The 14,401-nt window shown below is 70.9% G+C and carries 16 protein-coding genes; 5 read left to right on the forward strand and 11 right to left on the reverse strand.

Annotated features, from left to right (window positions below):
- Positions 1 to 31 precede the first annotated feature (31 nt).
- Genes DSM104299_RS00080 through DSM104299_RS00090 form a run of 3 tightly spaced genes read left to right on the forward strand, consistent with a single transcriptional unit; the run spans position 32 to position 4,370 of the window.
- Positions 32 to 1,474, forward strand: coding sequence for a peptidoglycan D,D-transpeptidase FtsI family protein (locus tag DSM104299_RS00080; RefSeq protein ID WP_272475237.1), 1,443 nt, complete (start codon positions 32 to 34; stop codon positions 1,472 to 1,474).
- The gene (pknB, locus tag DSM104299_RS00085; RefSeq protein ID WP_272475238.1) at positions 1,471 to 3,405 is read left to right on the forward strand and encodes a Stk1 family PASTA domain-containing Ser/Thr kinase; all 1,935 of its coding nucleotides are present in this window, start codon (positions 1,471 to 1,473) and stop codon (positions 3,403 to 3,405) included. Before DSM104299_RS00080 ends, pknB begins: the two co-directional genes overlap by 4 nt.
- On the forward strand, positions 3,402 to 4,370 hold the full coding sequence (locus tag DSM104299_RS00090) for a D-alanine--D-alanine ligase family protein (protein ID WP_272475239.1): 969 nt from the start codon (positions 3,402 to 3,404) through the stop codon (positions 4,368 to 4,370). Before pknB ends, DSM104299_RS00090 begins: the two co-directional genes overlap by 4 nt.
- Here the strand turns inward: DSM104299_RS00090 and ligD are convergent.
- The 11 genes from ligD to DSM104299_RS00145 form a co-directional block, all read right to left on the reverse strand.
- Positions 4,367 to 5,239: a non-homologous end-joining DNA ligase gene (gene ligD, locus DSM104299_RS00095; RefSeq protein ID WP_272475240.1), complete on the reverse strand. Its 873-nt coding sequence runs from the start codon at positions 5,237 to 5,239 to the stop codon at positions 4,367 to 4,369. The two genes, DSM104299_RS00090 and ligD, sit on opposite strands and share 4 nt — an antisense overlap.
- On the reverse strand, positions 5,236 to 6,741 hold the full coding sequence (locus DSM104299_RS00100) for a protein kinase domain-containing protein (RefSeq protein ID WP_272475241.1): 1,506 nt from the start codon (positions 6,739 to 6,741) through the stop codon (positions 5,236 to 5,238). Before DSM104299_RS00100 ends, ligD begins: the two co-directional genes overlap by 4 nt.
- Positions 6,742 to 6,897: 156 nt before the next feature.
- Positions 6,898 to 7,704 (reverse strand): flagellin N-terminal helical domain-containing protein, encoded by an 807-nt coding sequence (locus tag DSM104299_RS00105; RefSeq protein WP_272475242.1) that lies wholly within the window; start codon positions 7,702 to 7,704, stop codon positions 6,898 to 6,900.
- Positions 7,705 to 7,766: 62 nt separating this feature from the next.
- Complete coding sequence (gene csrA, locus DSM104299_RS00110; protein WP_272475243.1) at positions 7,767 to 8,000, reverse strand: carbon storage regulator CsrA; 234 nt, start codon at positions 7,998 to 8,000, stop codon at positions 7,767 to 7,769.
- Positions 8,001 to 8,052: 52 nt separating this feature from the next.
- Positions 8,053 to 8,505 (reverse strand): flagellar assembly protein FliW, encoded by a 453-nt coding sequence (gene fliW, locus DSM104299_RS00115; protein ID WP_272475244.1) that lies wholly within the window; start codon positions 8,503 to 8,505, stop codon positions 8,053 to 8,055.
- A gap of 41 nt (positions 8,506 to 8,546) precedes the next feature.
- On the reverse strand, positions 8,547 to 9,491 hold the full coding sequence (flgL, locus tag DSM104299_RS00120) for a flagellar hook-associated protein FlgL (RefSeq protein ID WP_272475245.1): 945 nt from the start codon (positions 9,489 to 9,491) through the stop codon (positions 8,547 to 8,549).
- Between the two features lie 9 nt (positions 9,492 to 9,500).
- Entirely contained in the window at positions 9,501 to 10,841 is a 1,341-nt protein-coding gene (gene flgK / locus DSM104299_RS00125; protein ID WP_272475246.1) for a flagellar hook-associated protein FlgK, read from the reverse strand.
- A gap of 6 nt (positions 10,842 to 10,847) precedes the next feature.
- Positions 10,848 to 11,405 (reverse strand): flagellar export chaperone FlgN, encoded by a 558-nt coding sequence (gene flgN, locus DSM104299_RS00130; RefSeq protein WP_272475247.1) that lies wholly within the window; start codon positions 11,403 to 11,405, stop codon positions 10,848 to 10,850.
- Positions 11,402 to 11,707, reverse strand: a complete 306-nt coding sequence (locus tag DSM104299_RS00135; RefSeq protein WP_272475248.1) for a hypothetical protein — start codon at positions 11,705 to 11,707, stop codon at positions 11,402 to 11,404. Before DSM104299_RS00135 ends, flgN begins: the two co-directional genes overlap by 4 nt.
- On the reverse strand, positions 11,707 to 12,438 hold the full coding sequence (locus DSM104299_RS00140; RefSeq protein ID WP_272475249.1) for a flagellar hook-basal body protein: 732 nt from the start codon (positions 12,436 to 12,438) through the stop codon (positions 11,707 to 11,709). The genes DSM104299_RS00135 and DSM104299_RS00140 overlap by 1 nt, the downstream gene beginning before the upstream one ends.
- A 249-nt stretch (positions 12,439 to 12,687) precedes the next feature.
- On the reverse strand, positions 12,688 to 13,377 hold the full coding sequence (locus DSM104299_RS00145) for a flagellar hook-basal body protein (RefSeq protein WP_272475250.1): 690 nt from the start codon (positions 13,375 to 13,377) through the stop codon (positions 12,688 to 12,690).
- Positions 13,378 to 13,506: 129 nt separating this feature from the next.
- Between DSM104299_RS00145 and DSM104299_RS00150 the strand changes: the two genes are divergently transcribed.
- Together DSM104299_RS00150 and DSM104299_RS00155 are read left to right on the forward strand one after the other, a co-directional pair.
- Positions 13,507 to 14,097 carry a hypothetical protein gene (locus DSM104299_RS00150; protein ID WP_272475251.1) on the forward strand — a complete coding sequence of 197 codons (591 nt, stop codon included), beginning with the start codon at positions 13,507 to 13,509 and terminating at the stop codon, positions 14,095 to 14,097.
- Positions 14,084 to 14,380 (forward strand): EscU/YscU/HrcU family type III secretion system export apparatus switch protein, encoded by a 297-nt coding sequence (locus tag DSM104299_RS00155; RefSeq protein WP_272475252.1) that lies wholly within the window; start codon positions 14,084 to 14,086, stop codon positions 14,378 to 14,380. The genes DSM104299_RS00150 and DSM104299_RS00155 overlap by 14 nt, the downstream gene beginning before the upstream one ends.
- The last annotated feature ends 21 nt before the right edge of the window (positions 14,381 to 14,401 follow it).

Raw genomic sequence — 14,401 nt, forward strand, 5'->3', positions numbered from 1 at the left:
GCGGCCTGCGGTCGTCCGAGGTGCGTGATCGATGAACAAGCCGATCGGTCGCCTGTTCGTCGTCGCGCTGCTGATGTTCGGCGCGCTCCTGGTCTCGACGTCCTGGTGGACGGTGCTGCGCGCCGACGACCTCGACAAGAACCCGGACAACCGCCGCGCGCTCATCCGCGAGCAGAAGATCCGGCGCGGCACGATCTTCGCCGCCGACGGGAGCGCGATCGCGCGCTCGACGCGCGACGAGGAGGGCGTCTACCACCGCGCCTACCCGCAGGGCAAGCGCTTCGGGCATCCCGTCGGGTACTCCTACGCCTCGCTCGGCCAGACCGAGGTCGAGAAGTACCGCAACGACGAGCTGTCCGGCAACAAGAACGCGATCACCACCACGTTCGACCAGCTCATCGGGCACAAGCGCGAGGGCGACGACGTCCGGACCGCGCTGGATCCCAAGGCCCAGCAGCTGGCGCTGGACGGGATCGCCAAGGTCGGCAGCAGCGGCGCGGCCGTCGCGCTGGACCCGCGGACAGGCGCGGTCAAGGTGATGGCCTCGACGCCGACCTACGACCCCAACACGATCACCGACAAGGGCGCGTTCAGCGCGGCCAGCACCGACAACGAGCACAAGCCGCTCGTCAACCGCGCCGTCCAGTTCGGCGCCGCGCCGGGCTCGACGTTCAAGGTCGTCACCGCGACCGCCGCGATCGACACCGGCCAGTTCTCGCCCGGGTCGATGGTGGACGGCGACAGCGGCCAGAAGTTCGCCAGCCGCCCGCTGGCGAACGACTTCAACGAGAACTTCGGGCCGGTCGACCTCAAGACGGCGCTGGCCAAGTCGGTCAACACCGCGTTCGCGAACGTCGGCACGAAGCTCGGCGCGAGCACGATGAAGGAGTACATGGAGCGCTTCGGGTTCGACCGCAAGCCGCAGCTCGACTACCCGCGCGACGAGATGTCGGCCTCGGTGGTCGCGCCGAGCCCGCCGGGCCACGCGGTCTCTCCGACGTCCAAGTACGTGGACCTCGGCCGCCTCTCGATCGGCCAGGGCGGGCTCCAGGCGACGCCGCTGCAGATGGCCGAGGTCGCCGCCGCCGTCGCCAACGACGGCAAGCTGATGAAGCCGCACATCGCCACGCGCGTCGTCGACCGCGACGGCCGGACGGTCGACACGATCGAGCCGTCGGTGCAGTCCGACGTCATGAAGTCGTCGACCGCCGCCGCCGTGACCGACATGATGGTGGGCGTGGTGCAGAACGGCACCGGCACGAACGCCCAGCTCCCGGGCATCCAGGTCGCGGGCAAGACCGGCACGGCCGAGACGGAGTTCGGCAAGAAGATCAACGACGTGTGGTTCATCGGCTTCGCGCCCGCCGAGAACCCGCGGATCGCGGTCGCCGTGACCGTGAAGGCCGTGACCGGCTTCGGCGGCGACTTCGCCGCGCCCATCGCCCGCGACATCATGCAAGAGCTGCTCAAGTGACCGACGTCCCGGACACCTCCACGATCATCGACGGCCGCTACCGCGTGCTGCACCGCGTCGGCTCCGGTGGGATGGCGGACGTCGTGTGCGCCGAGGACCTCCAGCTCGGGCGCAAGGTCGCGATCAAGCTCCTGCACCGCCGCTTCGCCCAGGACGAGGAGTTCGTCGAGCGCTTCCGGCGCGAGGCGTCGTCGGCCGCCGGCCTCCAGCACCCCAACGTGGTCGCGGTCTACGACCGCGGCGCCTGGGACGACACGTACTACATCGCGATGGAGTACCTGGAGGGGCGGACGCTGAAGAAGCTCGTCCAGGACGAGGCGCCGCTGGCGCCGACCCGCGCGATCGAGCTGACGGTCCAGATCCTGCGCGCCGCGCGGTTCGCGCACAAGCGCGGGATCATCCACCGCGACCTCAAGCCCCACAACGTCATCATCGATGCCGAGGGCCGGGCGAAGGTCACCGACTTCGGGATCGCCAAGGCGGGCGCGTCGGACATGACGCAGACCGGCTCGATCATGGGGACCGCGCAGTACCTCTCACCTGAGCAGGCCCAGGGCCACGCCGTCAGCGCCGCGTCCGACCTCTACTCGGTCGGGATCATCCTGTACGAGATGATGACCGGGCGGGTCCCGTTCGAGGGCGAGAGCGCCGTGACGATCGCGCTCAAGCAGGTCGGCGAGGCGCCGGTCCCGCCGACGGCCCTCAACCCACAGGTGCCGCCCGCGCTCGAGGCCGTGATCCTGCGCGCGCTGGAGAAGGACCCGGCGCGGCGCTTCGGCGACGCCGACGAGTTCATCGCCGCGCTGGAGAGCGCGGGGCACGGGATCGCGCCGGCCACCGACGCCACGTCGGTGCTCCAGCCGACGGGCCCGATGATCCCGATCCCGCCGCCCGGCGCCTACGACGTCGCGCACGTCGACCAGCGCGCCTACGGGCCGCCCGAGGAGCCGGAGGACCCGGACGCCGACGGCGACGGCCCGAGCCGCTGGTGGGTCGCGCTGCTGGTGGGCCTGGTCGTGGCGGGCGCGATCGTCGCCGGCCTGCTGCTGACCGGCAAGGACAAGGTCCAGGTGCCCAACGAGGTCGGCAACCCGCAGGCCGAGGCCGAGATCGTCCTCAAGCGCGCCGGGCTCTCGACGGACATCACGATGAAGGAGTCGGCCGACAAGGCCAAGGGCACCGTCATCGGCCAGGACCCGGGCGGCGGCTCGCGCGTCCCGAAGGGCTCGATCGTCAACCTCACGGTCTCCGCCGGGCCCGGCACCGCGCGCGTCCCGGACCTCGCCGGCCAGCCGCGCAGCGCGGCCAAGAAGCAGCTCACCGACCTTGGCTTCACGACCTCGGACGAGCAGGCGACGAGCGACACGGTCACCGAGAACCACGTGATCGCGACGCGGCCGGACGTCGGCCAGGAGCTGGAGAAGGGCACCAACGTCGTGCTCGTGGTCTCGTCGGGCAAGGAGCGCGTGGCCGTTCCCAAGGTGGTGGACCTGACCGAGGACGAGGCGCGCTCGACGCTCGAGTCGCTCGGCTTCAAGGTCACCGCGAAGGACCAGGAGACGACCGACAAGGACGCGGGCACCGTGCTCGCGCAGTCGCCCGCGCCGGACACGAAGCTCTCCAAGGGCGGGACCGTGACGCTGACGGTGGCCAAGGAGCCGCCGGAGGTCGCGGTGCCCGACGTGACCGGCCAGGGGCGCCTCGCCGCGACCCAGGTGCTGCAGGACGCGGGCTTCAAGGTCAACGCCGTGTCGCAGACCACCGACGACAAGACCCAGGACCTGCACGTCATCAGCCAGGATCCGGCCACCGGGAAGGCGAAGAAGGGCTCGACCGTGACCATCAACTACGGCCAGTACGTGGCCTCGACGCCGAGCGCCACCACGCCGGGCAGCACGACCGCGCCCGGCGGGACGGTGACGACCGGATGAGGGTCGCGGTCCTCGGCGGCGGGCGCTCGTCGGAGCACGACGTCTCGCTCAACAGCGCCGCGACGGTGCGCCAAGGCCTGCTCGACGCCGGCCATGACGTCGTCTCGGTCGTCCTGGAGCGCGACGGCACCTGGCGCCACGAGGGCGAGGAGCTCGCCCTGCATCCGGGGCGCGGGCTGCTCGACGCCGACGTCGCGTTCCCGATCCTGCACGGGCCCTACGGCGAGGACGGCACGGTCCAGGGGCTGCTGGAGCTGCTCGACGTGCCGTACGTCGGCTCGGGCGTGATGGCCAGCGCCGTGTGCCTGGACAAGGTGGTGTTCAAGGAGCTGATGGGCGCCGCGGGGATCCCGCAGGTCGGCTACGCGCTCGTCGAGAGAGGCCAGGAGCGCCCGCCGCTCGAGCACCTCGGCTTCCCGCTGTGGGTCAAGCCGGCGCGGCTGGGCTCGTCGGTCGGGATCGTGCGCGTCGAGCAGGCGGACGACATCGACGCCGCGTTGGAGGAGGCCTTCTCCCACGACGACCGCGTGATCGTCGAGGCGTCGGCCGCCGGGCAGGAGATCGAGTCGTCCGTGCTGGGCGACACGCACGACGCGCGGGTGTCGCAGCCGGGCGAGATCGTCCTGCTCGGAGACGGCTGGTACGACTACGCCGCCAAGTACACCGAGGGCGGGATGCGCCTCCAGTTCCCGGCCCGGATCTCGGAGACGGCGGTCGCGACGCTGCGCGCGATCGCGGCCCGCGCCTTCGCGGTCGCCGGCTGCAGCGGCCTGGCGCGCGCCGACTTCTTCGTCGACGGCGAGACCGTGCTGCTCAACGAGCTCAACACGCTCCCGGGCCAGACGCCGACCTCGGTCTACGGCGTCCTCTGGGCGCGCTCCGGCCTGGCCTACCCCGACGTGGTCGACGAGCTCTGCCGCATCGCCGTCGCGCGCTTCGAGCGCGAGCGCGCCCTACGCCATTAGCCGCGCGGCAGCGCGCGGGCGGACGTGGCGATGTCCTTCCACGGATCGCCGCCGAGGTCGGCGAGGCGGCCCAGGACGGTCTTCAGCGTCCAGGCGTCGGGGCGCAGCGCGTCGTCGTCGAGCTCGTCCCAGGTCAGCGGCGTCGCGACCGGCGCGCCGGCGCGGGGGCGTGGGGCGTAGGGCGGCACGACGGTCTGGGCGTGGCCGTTGCGCGCGACGTCGAGGTAGATCCGGTCGTCGCGCTTGTTCTTGTAGAACTCGGTCGTCAGCGTCTCCGGCTGCTCCTGCGCCAGCTGCGCGGCGAAGGCGCGGACCCAGGACAGGACGGCCTCCGTCGTGCGCGTGCGCTTGAGCGGGACGACCACGTGGACGCCGCGCGAGCCGGTCACCATCGCGAACGGCTCCAGCCCGCGCGCCCGCAGCGCGTCGCCGGTCTGCCGCGCGGCCAGGCGCACCGCCGCGAAGTCCTCGTGGGAGGGATCGAGGTCGATCACCAGCCGGTCGGGCTTGTCGAGCAGGTCGGCCCGCGCGGTGAACACGTGCGGCGTCACGCAGCCCTGCTGGGCCAGCCACTGCAGGGTCGCGCGGTCGTTGGCGAGCACGTGGTGGACCACTCCGCCTTTCTTCGGGACCTCGGCGGTCGCGACCCAGTCCGGCGCGCCCTTCGGGACCTCCTTCTGGAAGAAGCCGCCCTTGTCGACGTTCTCGCGGAAGCGCTGCAGCGAGACCGGGCGGTCCTTGACGTGGGGGACCATCACGTCGGCGACCGCGCCGAAGTAGTCATACAGGTCGCGCTTGGCGATCCCGTCGGCCGGCCACAGCAGCCGGTCGGGATGGGTCAGCTTGACCTCGCGCGGGCGCCCGCTCACGAGAGGAGCACGACCTCCGAGATCGACGCCTGCCCGGACGGCGGCAGCTTCGTGATCCAGATCAGGTAGTAGCGGAACTTCTGCCCGGCGGTGTCGAGCTGGATCGACAGCTTCTTCTTGTCGGCCGTGAACGTCGTGCCGAGGTCCTTCCAGCCGCTCAGGTCCTTGGCCGACGGGTCGACGCTGTTGGCCACGTAGATCTTGCCCGACCAGCCCGTCGTCGCCGTGCGGATGTCGAGCTGCTTGGCGACCACGCCCGGCTTGGCGTCGAGGTACAGGCCGACCCCGGGCTTGTCGGACGGGAAGACGCCGCCCTGGTAGCGCTCGGTCGTCCACGACGTGCCCGGGTCGTCGTCGAGCACGCGCCCGACGTCCTGGCTGTGCTCGTCCTCGTCGCCGTAGGGATCGAAGTCGTGCGCGCGCGACTGGCCGAGCGAGACGGGCTGCAGGCCGGTCGCCGTCGGCGTCTTCACGATCGGCCGCTGGGCCGTGCCGCGCTCGGTGCGGTCGGCGAGCAGCAGGACGGCCGCGACCACGACCGCCGCGATCACCACGAGGGCGAGGACCAGCCGCACCGGATGCGTCACGCGGGTCGGCAGCCGGCGCCGCGTCGTCGGCGGCAGCGTGCGCAGGACGGCCGTCACCTCGCCCGTCGACTGCCCGGAACGCTGCGTCTCGTAGGCCAGGACCTGCTCGAGGTCGGCGATCAGCTCCGCGTCGGTCGCGTAGCGCCGCTCGGTCTCCTTCGCGGTCGCGCGGTCCAGGACGGCCGCCAGCGCCGAGGAGACCTCCGGGCGGCGCAGCTGCACGTCGGGCAGCTGCTCGCGCACGTGCTTCATCGCGACGGCGACCTGGTTGTCGCCCTTGAACGGCACGTCGCCGGTGAGCATCTCGAACAGCACGATGCCCAAGGAGTACAGGTCGCTCTGGCCGGTGACGTGGTGGCCGAGCGCCTGCTCGGGCGACACGTAGTCGGTGGTGCCCAGGACGCGGCCGTCGGCGGTCAGCCCCTCCTGGTCGAGCGTGCGCGCGATCCCGAAGTCGGTGACCTTGGCCGAGCCCTCCTCGTCGACGAGGACGTTCTGGGGCTTGACGTCGCGGTGGACGATCCCGCGGTCGTGCGCGACGCCGAGCGCCCGCGCGATCTCGATCGCGTAGGCGATCGACTCCTGGATCGGCAGGCGCCCGAAGCGCCGGATCCGGTCCTTCAACGTCTCGCCCTCGACGTACTCGAAGACGATGTACGGCGTGTTGTCGTCCTCGCCGGCGTCGATGACCGTGACGATGTGCGGATGGTTGAGCTGCGCGACCGCGCGCGCCTCGCGCCGGAAGCGCTCGAGCTGATCGCCGTCGGAGGCGATCTCGCGGTGCATGAGCTTGATCGCGACCTGGCGCTCGAGGACCGTGTCGAAGGCGCGGTAGACCGTCGACATCCCGCCCGCGCCGATCTGCGCGTCGAGCCGATAGCGACCGTTGAGGAGCGTGCCGACCTGCGAGCTCACGCGTCTATTGTGCCCGTGCTCCGAACCATCCAGGCTGAGTTCGCCGACCGGGCGCCGATCACCTACGTCCGCGCGGGCAATTAACGACGCCGAGCCGCCCCGGAGGGCGGCTCGAAGCCGGACAGAGAGCTTCCGGACGCTGCTGCGTCCCGGGCGCTACCCGAGGAGCTTCAGGACGGACTGCGGGGACTGGTTGGCCTGCGCCAACATCGCGGTGCCGGCCTGCTGCAGGACCTGCATCTTGGTCAGGTTCACCATCTCCTCGGCCATGTCGACGTCGCGGATGCGCGACTCGGCCGAGGTGAGGTTCTCCTGGTAGGCGGCCGAGACCGACAGCGTGTGGTCGAGGCGGTTCTGGACCGCGCCCATCTGGCCGCGGGCGGTCGAGACGGCGGTGATCGCCGTGTCGATCTCGGAGATGTCCGAGTTGTTGGCCGCCGTCAGGCTGGCGTAGGACGTGCCGACGGCCGACGACAGGTTCAGGAACGTGATCCCGATCTGCTCGCCGTCGTTGGCGCCGACCTGGAACGACACGGTGGCGGTGCCGTCGAGCAGGTGGATGCCGTTGAACTGGGCCTGCGTGCCGATGCGGTCGATCTCGGACGAGAGCTGGTTGACCTCGTTCTGGATGGCCGTGCGGGCGTTGTTGTCGAGCGAGCCGTTCTTGTACTGCACGGCGAGCTCACGCACGCGCTGCAGCATCGAGTGGACCTCGTCCAGGTTGCCTTCCGCCGTCTGGACCATCGAGACGCCGTCCTGGATGTTCTTCTGAGCCTGCCCGAGGCCACGGATCTGCGAGCGCATGGACTCGGAGATGCCGAGACCAGCGGCGTCGTCAGCGGCACGGTTGATGCGGTAGCCCGACGAGAGCTTTTCCATCGACGCGGAGATCTTGGCGGTGTTCGCCTGCAGATTCCGAGTCGCATTCATGGCCTCGACGTTGTGGGTGATGCGAAGGGACATCCTTTGTCCTTTCCTGAGCTTGGAGGGAGTGGTGCTTGGGAGGACCTAGTCGCCGGGTGGCGCTAGGACTTCTTGCTGGGCGCCGGGACGTCGTCCGGAAGCTGGTCGACGTCAGACGCTGCGGCGGCCTTGTTCTCCGCCTGGACGGCTGCCCAGATCTCCTCCCGATACACCGGGATGGACTTCGGGGCGGCAATGCCGATGCGCACGCTGGAACCGCTGACCTCGATCACTTCGACCACGACGTCGTCGCCGACCATGATCTTCTCGCCGGGACGGCGGGTGATGATGAGCATGAGAGGGATTCCTCCTTGGATTCCGGATCAGAGGTACGAGCGTACGGGAGGGTTACGCGGCCTTCGTCGACGGCTCCTCCTGGAGCCCGGCGAAGAGCGGCGCGCGGACGGGAGCGTCCGGAGCCTGGTTGATGACCTGGTGGCCCTGGTTGCCCACCACGAGGATCGGCGCGCGAAGGTTCGCGCAGAAGTCCTCGAGTGCGGCGGCGGACCGGACCGTCACGTAGACCATCGCGTCCTCGGGGGTCTTGACCCCGATGCGCTCGGCCTCGTCGTCGGCCAGCTCCAGCTCGTAGCCCTCGAAGAACCGCCACGGGTTGGTGACGGGGATCGCGAGCTCCGGATCGTCCATCGAGTGCAGCCAGACGAACGCCGACTCCTCGCTACGCGCGAGGAGGGCGAACTTCCGCCCGCCCAGGCCGATCAGGCCGGAAGGGAAGTCGAGCACGGCCTCAGCGGGGATCTGAAGCTCCCCGAAGCGGCTCGACTGAAGCGTCACTGCCATGTGTGAGTCGCCTCCATTGTTGGGGTTGTTCAGTCCGGTGCTCATGAGAGGAACTGGAGCAGGGACGGCTGGATGATCTGCGCGCCGACCTTCAGGGAGGCCTGATAGGCGGCAGACTGCGTGGAGAAGTCCGTGATGGCCTGGGCCATGTCGACGCCGGTGAGGTCGTCGATGCTGGTCTTGGCCCCGTCCTCGAGGTCTTCGAGGCGGCTGGTGGCGGCGGTCGCGCGGTTGGACATCGCGCCGATCGCCGAGGTCGCGTTGCTGACCGCGATGCGGTTGTTCTCGAGCGCCGTCAGGTCGCTGGAGCCCAGGGCCTGCACGTCGGCGGTGGTGCCGCCGCGCAGGTGGGCGGCGAGCTGGGTCAGCGCGTCGAGGACGCGGCCGTCGCCCGAGGCGCTGCCGTTGCCGAGCACCGACTGGGCCGTCAGCGGCTCCGACGTCCCGCCGAGCGCCGCGAAGCTGGGGTTGTTCTGCAGCGCCGTGCCGGCGCCCCCGTCGCGCACCACCGCGCCGGTGTCGCCCTGGTAGGCGTCGCCGGTGGCGGTCGAGTACGGCGGGGTGTCGCTCTTGGTGCCCGAGAAGATGTAGTCGCTGCCGACCTTCGCGTTCAGCGACTCCTTGGCCGCCTTGATCAGCTGGTCGACCTCGTTGGCCAGCGCGTTGCGGTCCGACTGGCTGTAGGAGCCGTTGGCGCCGGTGGTCGCGATCTCCTTGGCGCGCGCCAGGACGTCGGTGACGCCGCTGATGCTCGCCTCGGCCTGGTTGAGCCAGGTCTGGCTCGTCGCGACGCTCTTCTGCGCGGACTGGATGCCCTCCAGCTGGGACAGGCGCATGCGCTCCTGCGACGAGGCGGTCGGGTCGTCGGACGGGTTGTTGACGCGGCGGCCGGTGGAGATCGACAGCTGCGTGTTGGCCAGCTGGGCGTACTGCGACTGGAGGTCGGAGATGACCCGGTCGCTGACCATGTTGTTGGTGATGCGCATGGACATGACCTACAGGCCCACCCGTCCGGTCGAGTTGATCAGCTGGTTGAGCAGGTCGTCCATGGTGGTCAGCGCGCGCGCCGCGGCCTGGTAGCCGCGCTGGAAGCGGATCATGTTGGACATCTCCTCGTCCATCGAGACGCCGGAGACCGACTGGCGCTGCGCGGTGATCGAGCCGAGCACGCTCGTCGCGGTCGTGTTGGCGTTCGTGGCGGCCTGGACGTCGGAGCCGATCGTCTGGACCAGGCCGGCGTAGGACTGGTCGACGGTGCCGCCGCGCAGCCGGGCGAGCGCGCTGGCGACGCTGTTGTCGCCGACCGGGGCGCCGGCGGCGCCCGCGGTCACGGTGCTCGACGTCGCGACGACCGCGATGTCGTTGGCGCCGGTGCCGGAGAAGATGGGGGAGGAGGTGAGCGAGTTGACGCTCGACATCAGCGACGCGGCCATCGTCGCCAGCGTGGTGCGGTAGCCCGCGGCCTTGGTCGCGACGTCCTGGAGGCCCTGGAGCTGGCCGCCCGGCGTGGCCGACAGCGTCGCCGCCGTCGGCATCGTCGCCGTGGTCTGCGCGACCAGCGGGGTCGAGGCGCCGCCGAAGCTCACCTGGATCATGCCCGGGTAGGCGGGGTTGCCGTCGGCGCCGACCGTCGGGTCGGCGGTGACCGACACCTGGCCGTACTGCGACAGCTGGTCGAGCAGCAGGTCGCGGCGGTCCAGCAGGTCGTTGGGCGCCATGCCCTGGCCCATGGCCTGGTTGATCTGCGAGTTCAGCGACGCGAGCTCGTCGGCGATCGGCTTGATCGGGCCGGCCGCGCCGAGCATGTCGGTGACGTCGCTGGTCGCCTGGGTGCCCGCCGATGCGATGTCGGAGTCCAGCGAGTTGAACCGCTGCGCGAGCGTCTGGGCGGCGCCCACGACGCCGGCCTTGGCCGCGGCGTCGCTGGGGTTGGCGGCCAGCGTGTCCCACGAGCTCCAGAACTTGTCGAGGAGCTTGCCGAGGTCGCCGCTGCTGTTGGTGGCGAGGTCGGACTGGATCAGGCCGAGGCGCTTGGCCTCGACGTCGGACTCGCCGGCGGCCATGTTCTGCGTGCGGTACTGGAGGTCAAGGAAGTCGTCGCGCAGGCGCCGGTAGGTCAGGACCTCGACGCCGGTGCCCAACTGAGCGCTCGTGCCGTCGGCCTTCGCGCCGGCGCCGACGCGCAGCGTCGGGGAGGACGAGAAGACGGCCTCCTGGCGGGAGTAGCCAGGGGTCTCGACGTTGGCGATGTTGTGCGCGATGGTGTCCAGCGCGGCCTGCTGCGCCTGGACGCCACGCAGCGCCGTGTTGAGACCGGTGAAGGCGGGGATCGACATGGTGGCCTACGCCTCGAGGTCCAGGGCGCGCCGCATGCGCACCGGCTGGGCCGACGGGTCGAGGGTGGCGCGCATCGTCGCGCCCGGCTCGCTGGGCGGCCGGTAGCCGACGTCCTCGCCGTCCACGCCGAGCTGGCGGGTCAGGTGCGACAGGAACGAGAGCTCCTGACGCATGAGGGCGCGGTTGACGATGTGCTCGCGCTGGACCTCGGCGAGGAGGCCCTTGAGCTCGGCGCTGCGGCCCTTGGCGGCGAGCGCCTCGTTCGGGTTGAGCAGCTGCGCGAGCGCGTCGAGCGTGACGGTGTGGGGCGGGATGCCGAGGCCGCCGCCGGCCTGCGTGAGGATCCGGACGCGGTCGCGCTCCAAGCTGGAGCGACGCTCCATCTCGGCCTGCATCTCGCCCAGGCGGGCGAGCACGCCGTCCACGTCGCGGTTGCGGATCGCGGCGCCCTGGCGCAGGACGGCGTCCAGCAGCCGGCGGGCGGAGGCGATCTGCGCGTCGAGGTGGCGCAGGACGTCGGTGCCGAACGCGGTCGGCGCGGCGGGGGCCAGCGTCGTGCTCACTTGCCCGTCCCCTTGAGGTTGTCGGCGATGGTCCGGGCCAGCCCCAGGCCGCCGGCCGACATGATGGAGTCGGACATGACGCCCGGGAGCATCTGCTTGTAGGAGTCGGTCGCCGCCGAGGATCCGTCCTCGGCGCTGCCCTGGTCCTCGGCCTTCGACGTGTCGGCCATGATCTGCGTGAGCTGCTCTACGAGCTGGCGCTCGAACTGGAGGCCGGCCTTGTAGTTGTCCTTGTCGGACGTCGACCCGTTGCGGACGTCGGCCGGCAGGAGCGCGTTGTCGATGGGCGGCAAGGCGGTCATCACTTCTTCACCTGGTTGGCGATCTCCAGGACCTGGTCCTGGGTGGTGATGGCCTTGCTCGCCATCTGGAAGGCGCGCTGGGCCTCGATCATGTCGGTCATGGCCGTGGCCTCGTCGACGTTGGAGGCCTCGAGCGAGCCCTGCGTCAAGATGGTGGACTTGTCGGCCGCGCGCGTCGCGCCGCTGGCCTTGGTCGCCACGTAGGTGTTGCCCGGCCCGCCCTGGAGGCCGGTGGGCGCGGGGACGTCGACGATCTTGATCTGGCCGAGCGCGACGTTGTTGTAGGAGACGCTGCCGTCGCTGCCGATCTTGATCGCGTCGGGGTCGGCGCCGGCGGGGACCTTGATGGCGGGCTCGAGGACCTGGCCGCCGCTGGAGAGGCGGAGGCGGCCGTCGGGGGCGACCTCGAGGTTGCCGTCGCGCGTGAGCGCCTTGCTGCCGTCGGCGAGCTTGACCTGGAGGAAGCCCGGGCCGTTGAGCGCGACGTCGAGGGTGCGCTTGGTGTCCTGCAGCGCGCCCTGGGCGGAGCTGCGGCCGATCGACGTGGCGGCCGAGCCGGCGCCGATGGTGACGCCCTTCGCGGCGCCGTAGCCCTGGGCATCGTCGTACACGAGATCGCGGAAGGCGACGCGGGCGGACTTGTAGCCCGTCGTGTCGACGTTCGCGAGATCGCTGGAGACCGCGTCGAGACGGGTCTGCTGTGCCGCCATGCCGGCGGCAGCCGTGTACATGCCTTCAAGCACTTTTAACCGGGTCTCCTGGGAAGGAGGGAAATCAGGATCTCCGGCTTCCGCCAAGGGCGGTCCAGCCTGCGGAGTCCTCTGTCCCTCCGGTGATCGGCAAGGGCCGAACCGACTTGAGAAGTGATTGAACATCCGTCCGTGGGCAAACACCGGCCCAGGGGGCCATGTTTGCCTTGCGGGTGTTCGCCCAGGGGGCGAAACCCGCGGCTATGGGCGAATCTGCGGGGGAGGCTGCCGCTACTGCGGCAGCGTGCCGACTTGACCGGCGGCCTGCTGGAGCGTGCCGTCGATCGTCTGGATGGCCTTCTGGCCCGCCTCGAAGGCGCGCAGGGAAGCCATCATGTCGACCATCGTGCGACCGGCGTCGACGCCGGAGCTCTCGAGGACGCCCGACTGGACCTCGCCCTTGCCGGCGCCGGCGGCGGTGCCCGAGAAGTTGGCGTCACCGACCTTCTTGACGCCGGTCAGCGCGAAGTTGCCGACCTTCGCGGTGTCCACCGTGCCGTCGGCGTTGACCTTGACCGGCTTGCGGTCGGTGCCCAGCACGGAGTTGCCGAGCTGGTCGGTCAGCGTGCCGTCGGCGGCTGCCTTGAACGATCCGTCGCGGGTGTACTTGACGCCCTTGTCGGTCTGGACCGCGAAGTAGCCGGGCCCGGCGATCCCGAGGTCCAGCGGCTCCTGGGTGGAGCGCAGCGCCTCGGGGGAGAGGTCGGTCACCTGCTTGGTGATGAGCGGACCGGAGCCGAGGCTCCCGACCGTCTCGCCGGTCTTGGTGTTCTGCAGGAGCAGATCGGAGAACGACCGCTGTTGCGAGCGGTCGGACTTGTAGCCCGGCGTCGCCGCGTTGGCGAGGTCGTTGGCGATCTGATCCTGCCGCACCATCTCGGCGACCATGCCGGCGGCGGCGATGTAGAGCCCGCGTTCCATGCCTCCTGGGTTCTCGGCGGGGCCGGAGCCGACTTGAGGGCGGTGGCCGTCCTCCGAGGACGAACGTGGACGGACGGACACCGGCGGCCTCCGAGGGGTTGGCCTTCGACCTGCGAACCTTCGGTGGACATGAGCGCCGCCCCCATCAGCCTCGTCCTGCTGCGGGGCCTGCTGCCGGACCTCAAGCTGGTTCCGGGCGTCGTGGTCCAGGCGCGCGTGCTGGATCCCCGGACGCTGTCGATCGCCGGCGTCCGGCTCCAGGCTCAGCTGCCCGCGGACGTCGTCGCGGGGCAGGTGCTGGCATTGCGCGTCGAGGAGGCGAGCGCCGAGAAGCTGCACCTGCGCGTGGTCGCGCCGCCGGTGGGCGGGTCCGATCCCGCCGCCGACCAGGCGCCGCAGGTGCCGCCCACCGCCTACCAGCTGGCGCTGCCGGGCGGGATCGTCGCCCGCATCCACGTCGAGGAGCGCGAGGAGCCGGGCCGCCGCGGTGGGGCGGGAGCCGCGAAGTCGGTGGTCGTCCGCTACGACTCGCCGAGGCTCGGCCGGCTGGACGTGCGGCTCGACGCGCAGTCGGCCGCGGTGCACGTCTCCGGCGGCGATCCCGCCCTGGCGGTGGCCGAGGCGGCCGATCGGCTGCGCGATGCGTTGATGGGCGCGACCGGCGGGCCGGTGCTCGTGACCGTCCACCCGCGCCAGGAGACCGTCAGTGCCCGGGCGTGACCGGCCCAAGCGCGCCGCGGCGCTGAAGTACGACCAGAATCCGGGCCACCCACCCAGCGCGCCGAAGGTCGTGGCCGCCGGCGCCGGGCTGATCGCCGAGCGGATCGTGGAGATCGCCCGCGAGCAGGGCGTCGCGGTGCGCGAGGACCCCGCGTTGGCGGAGGCCCTGGCGCGGCTCGAGCTCGAGCAGGAGATCCCGCCCGAGCTCTTCGCCGCGGTGGCCGAGGTCCTGGTGTGGGCCTACGGCTTGGACAAGCAGCGTCGTCGAACGACCCCCCGCTAGACGACGCGAGGGACTGAAGGA

Origin of the sequence: Baekduia alba (assembly GCF_028416635.1) — a bacterium.
GTDB classification, from domain to species: Bacteria; Actinomycetota; Thermoleophilia; order Solirubrobacterales; family Solirubrobacteraceae; genus Baekduia; species Baekduia alba.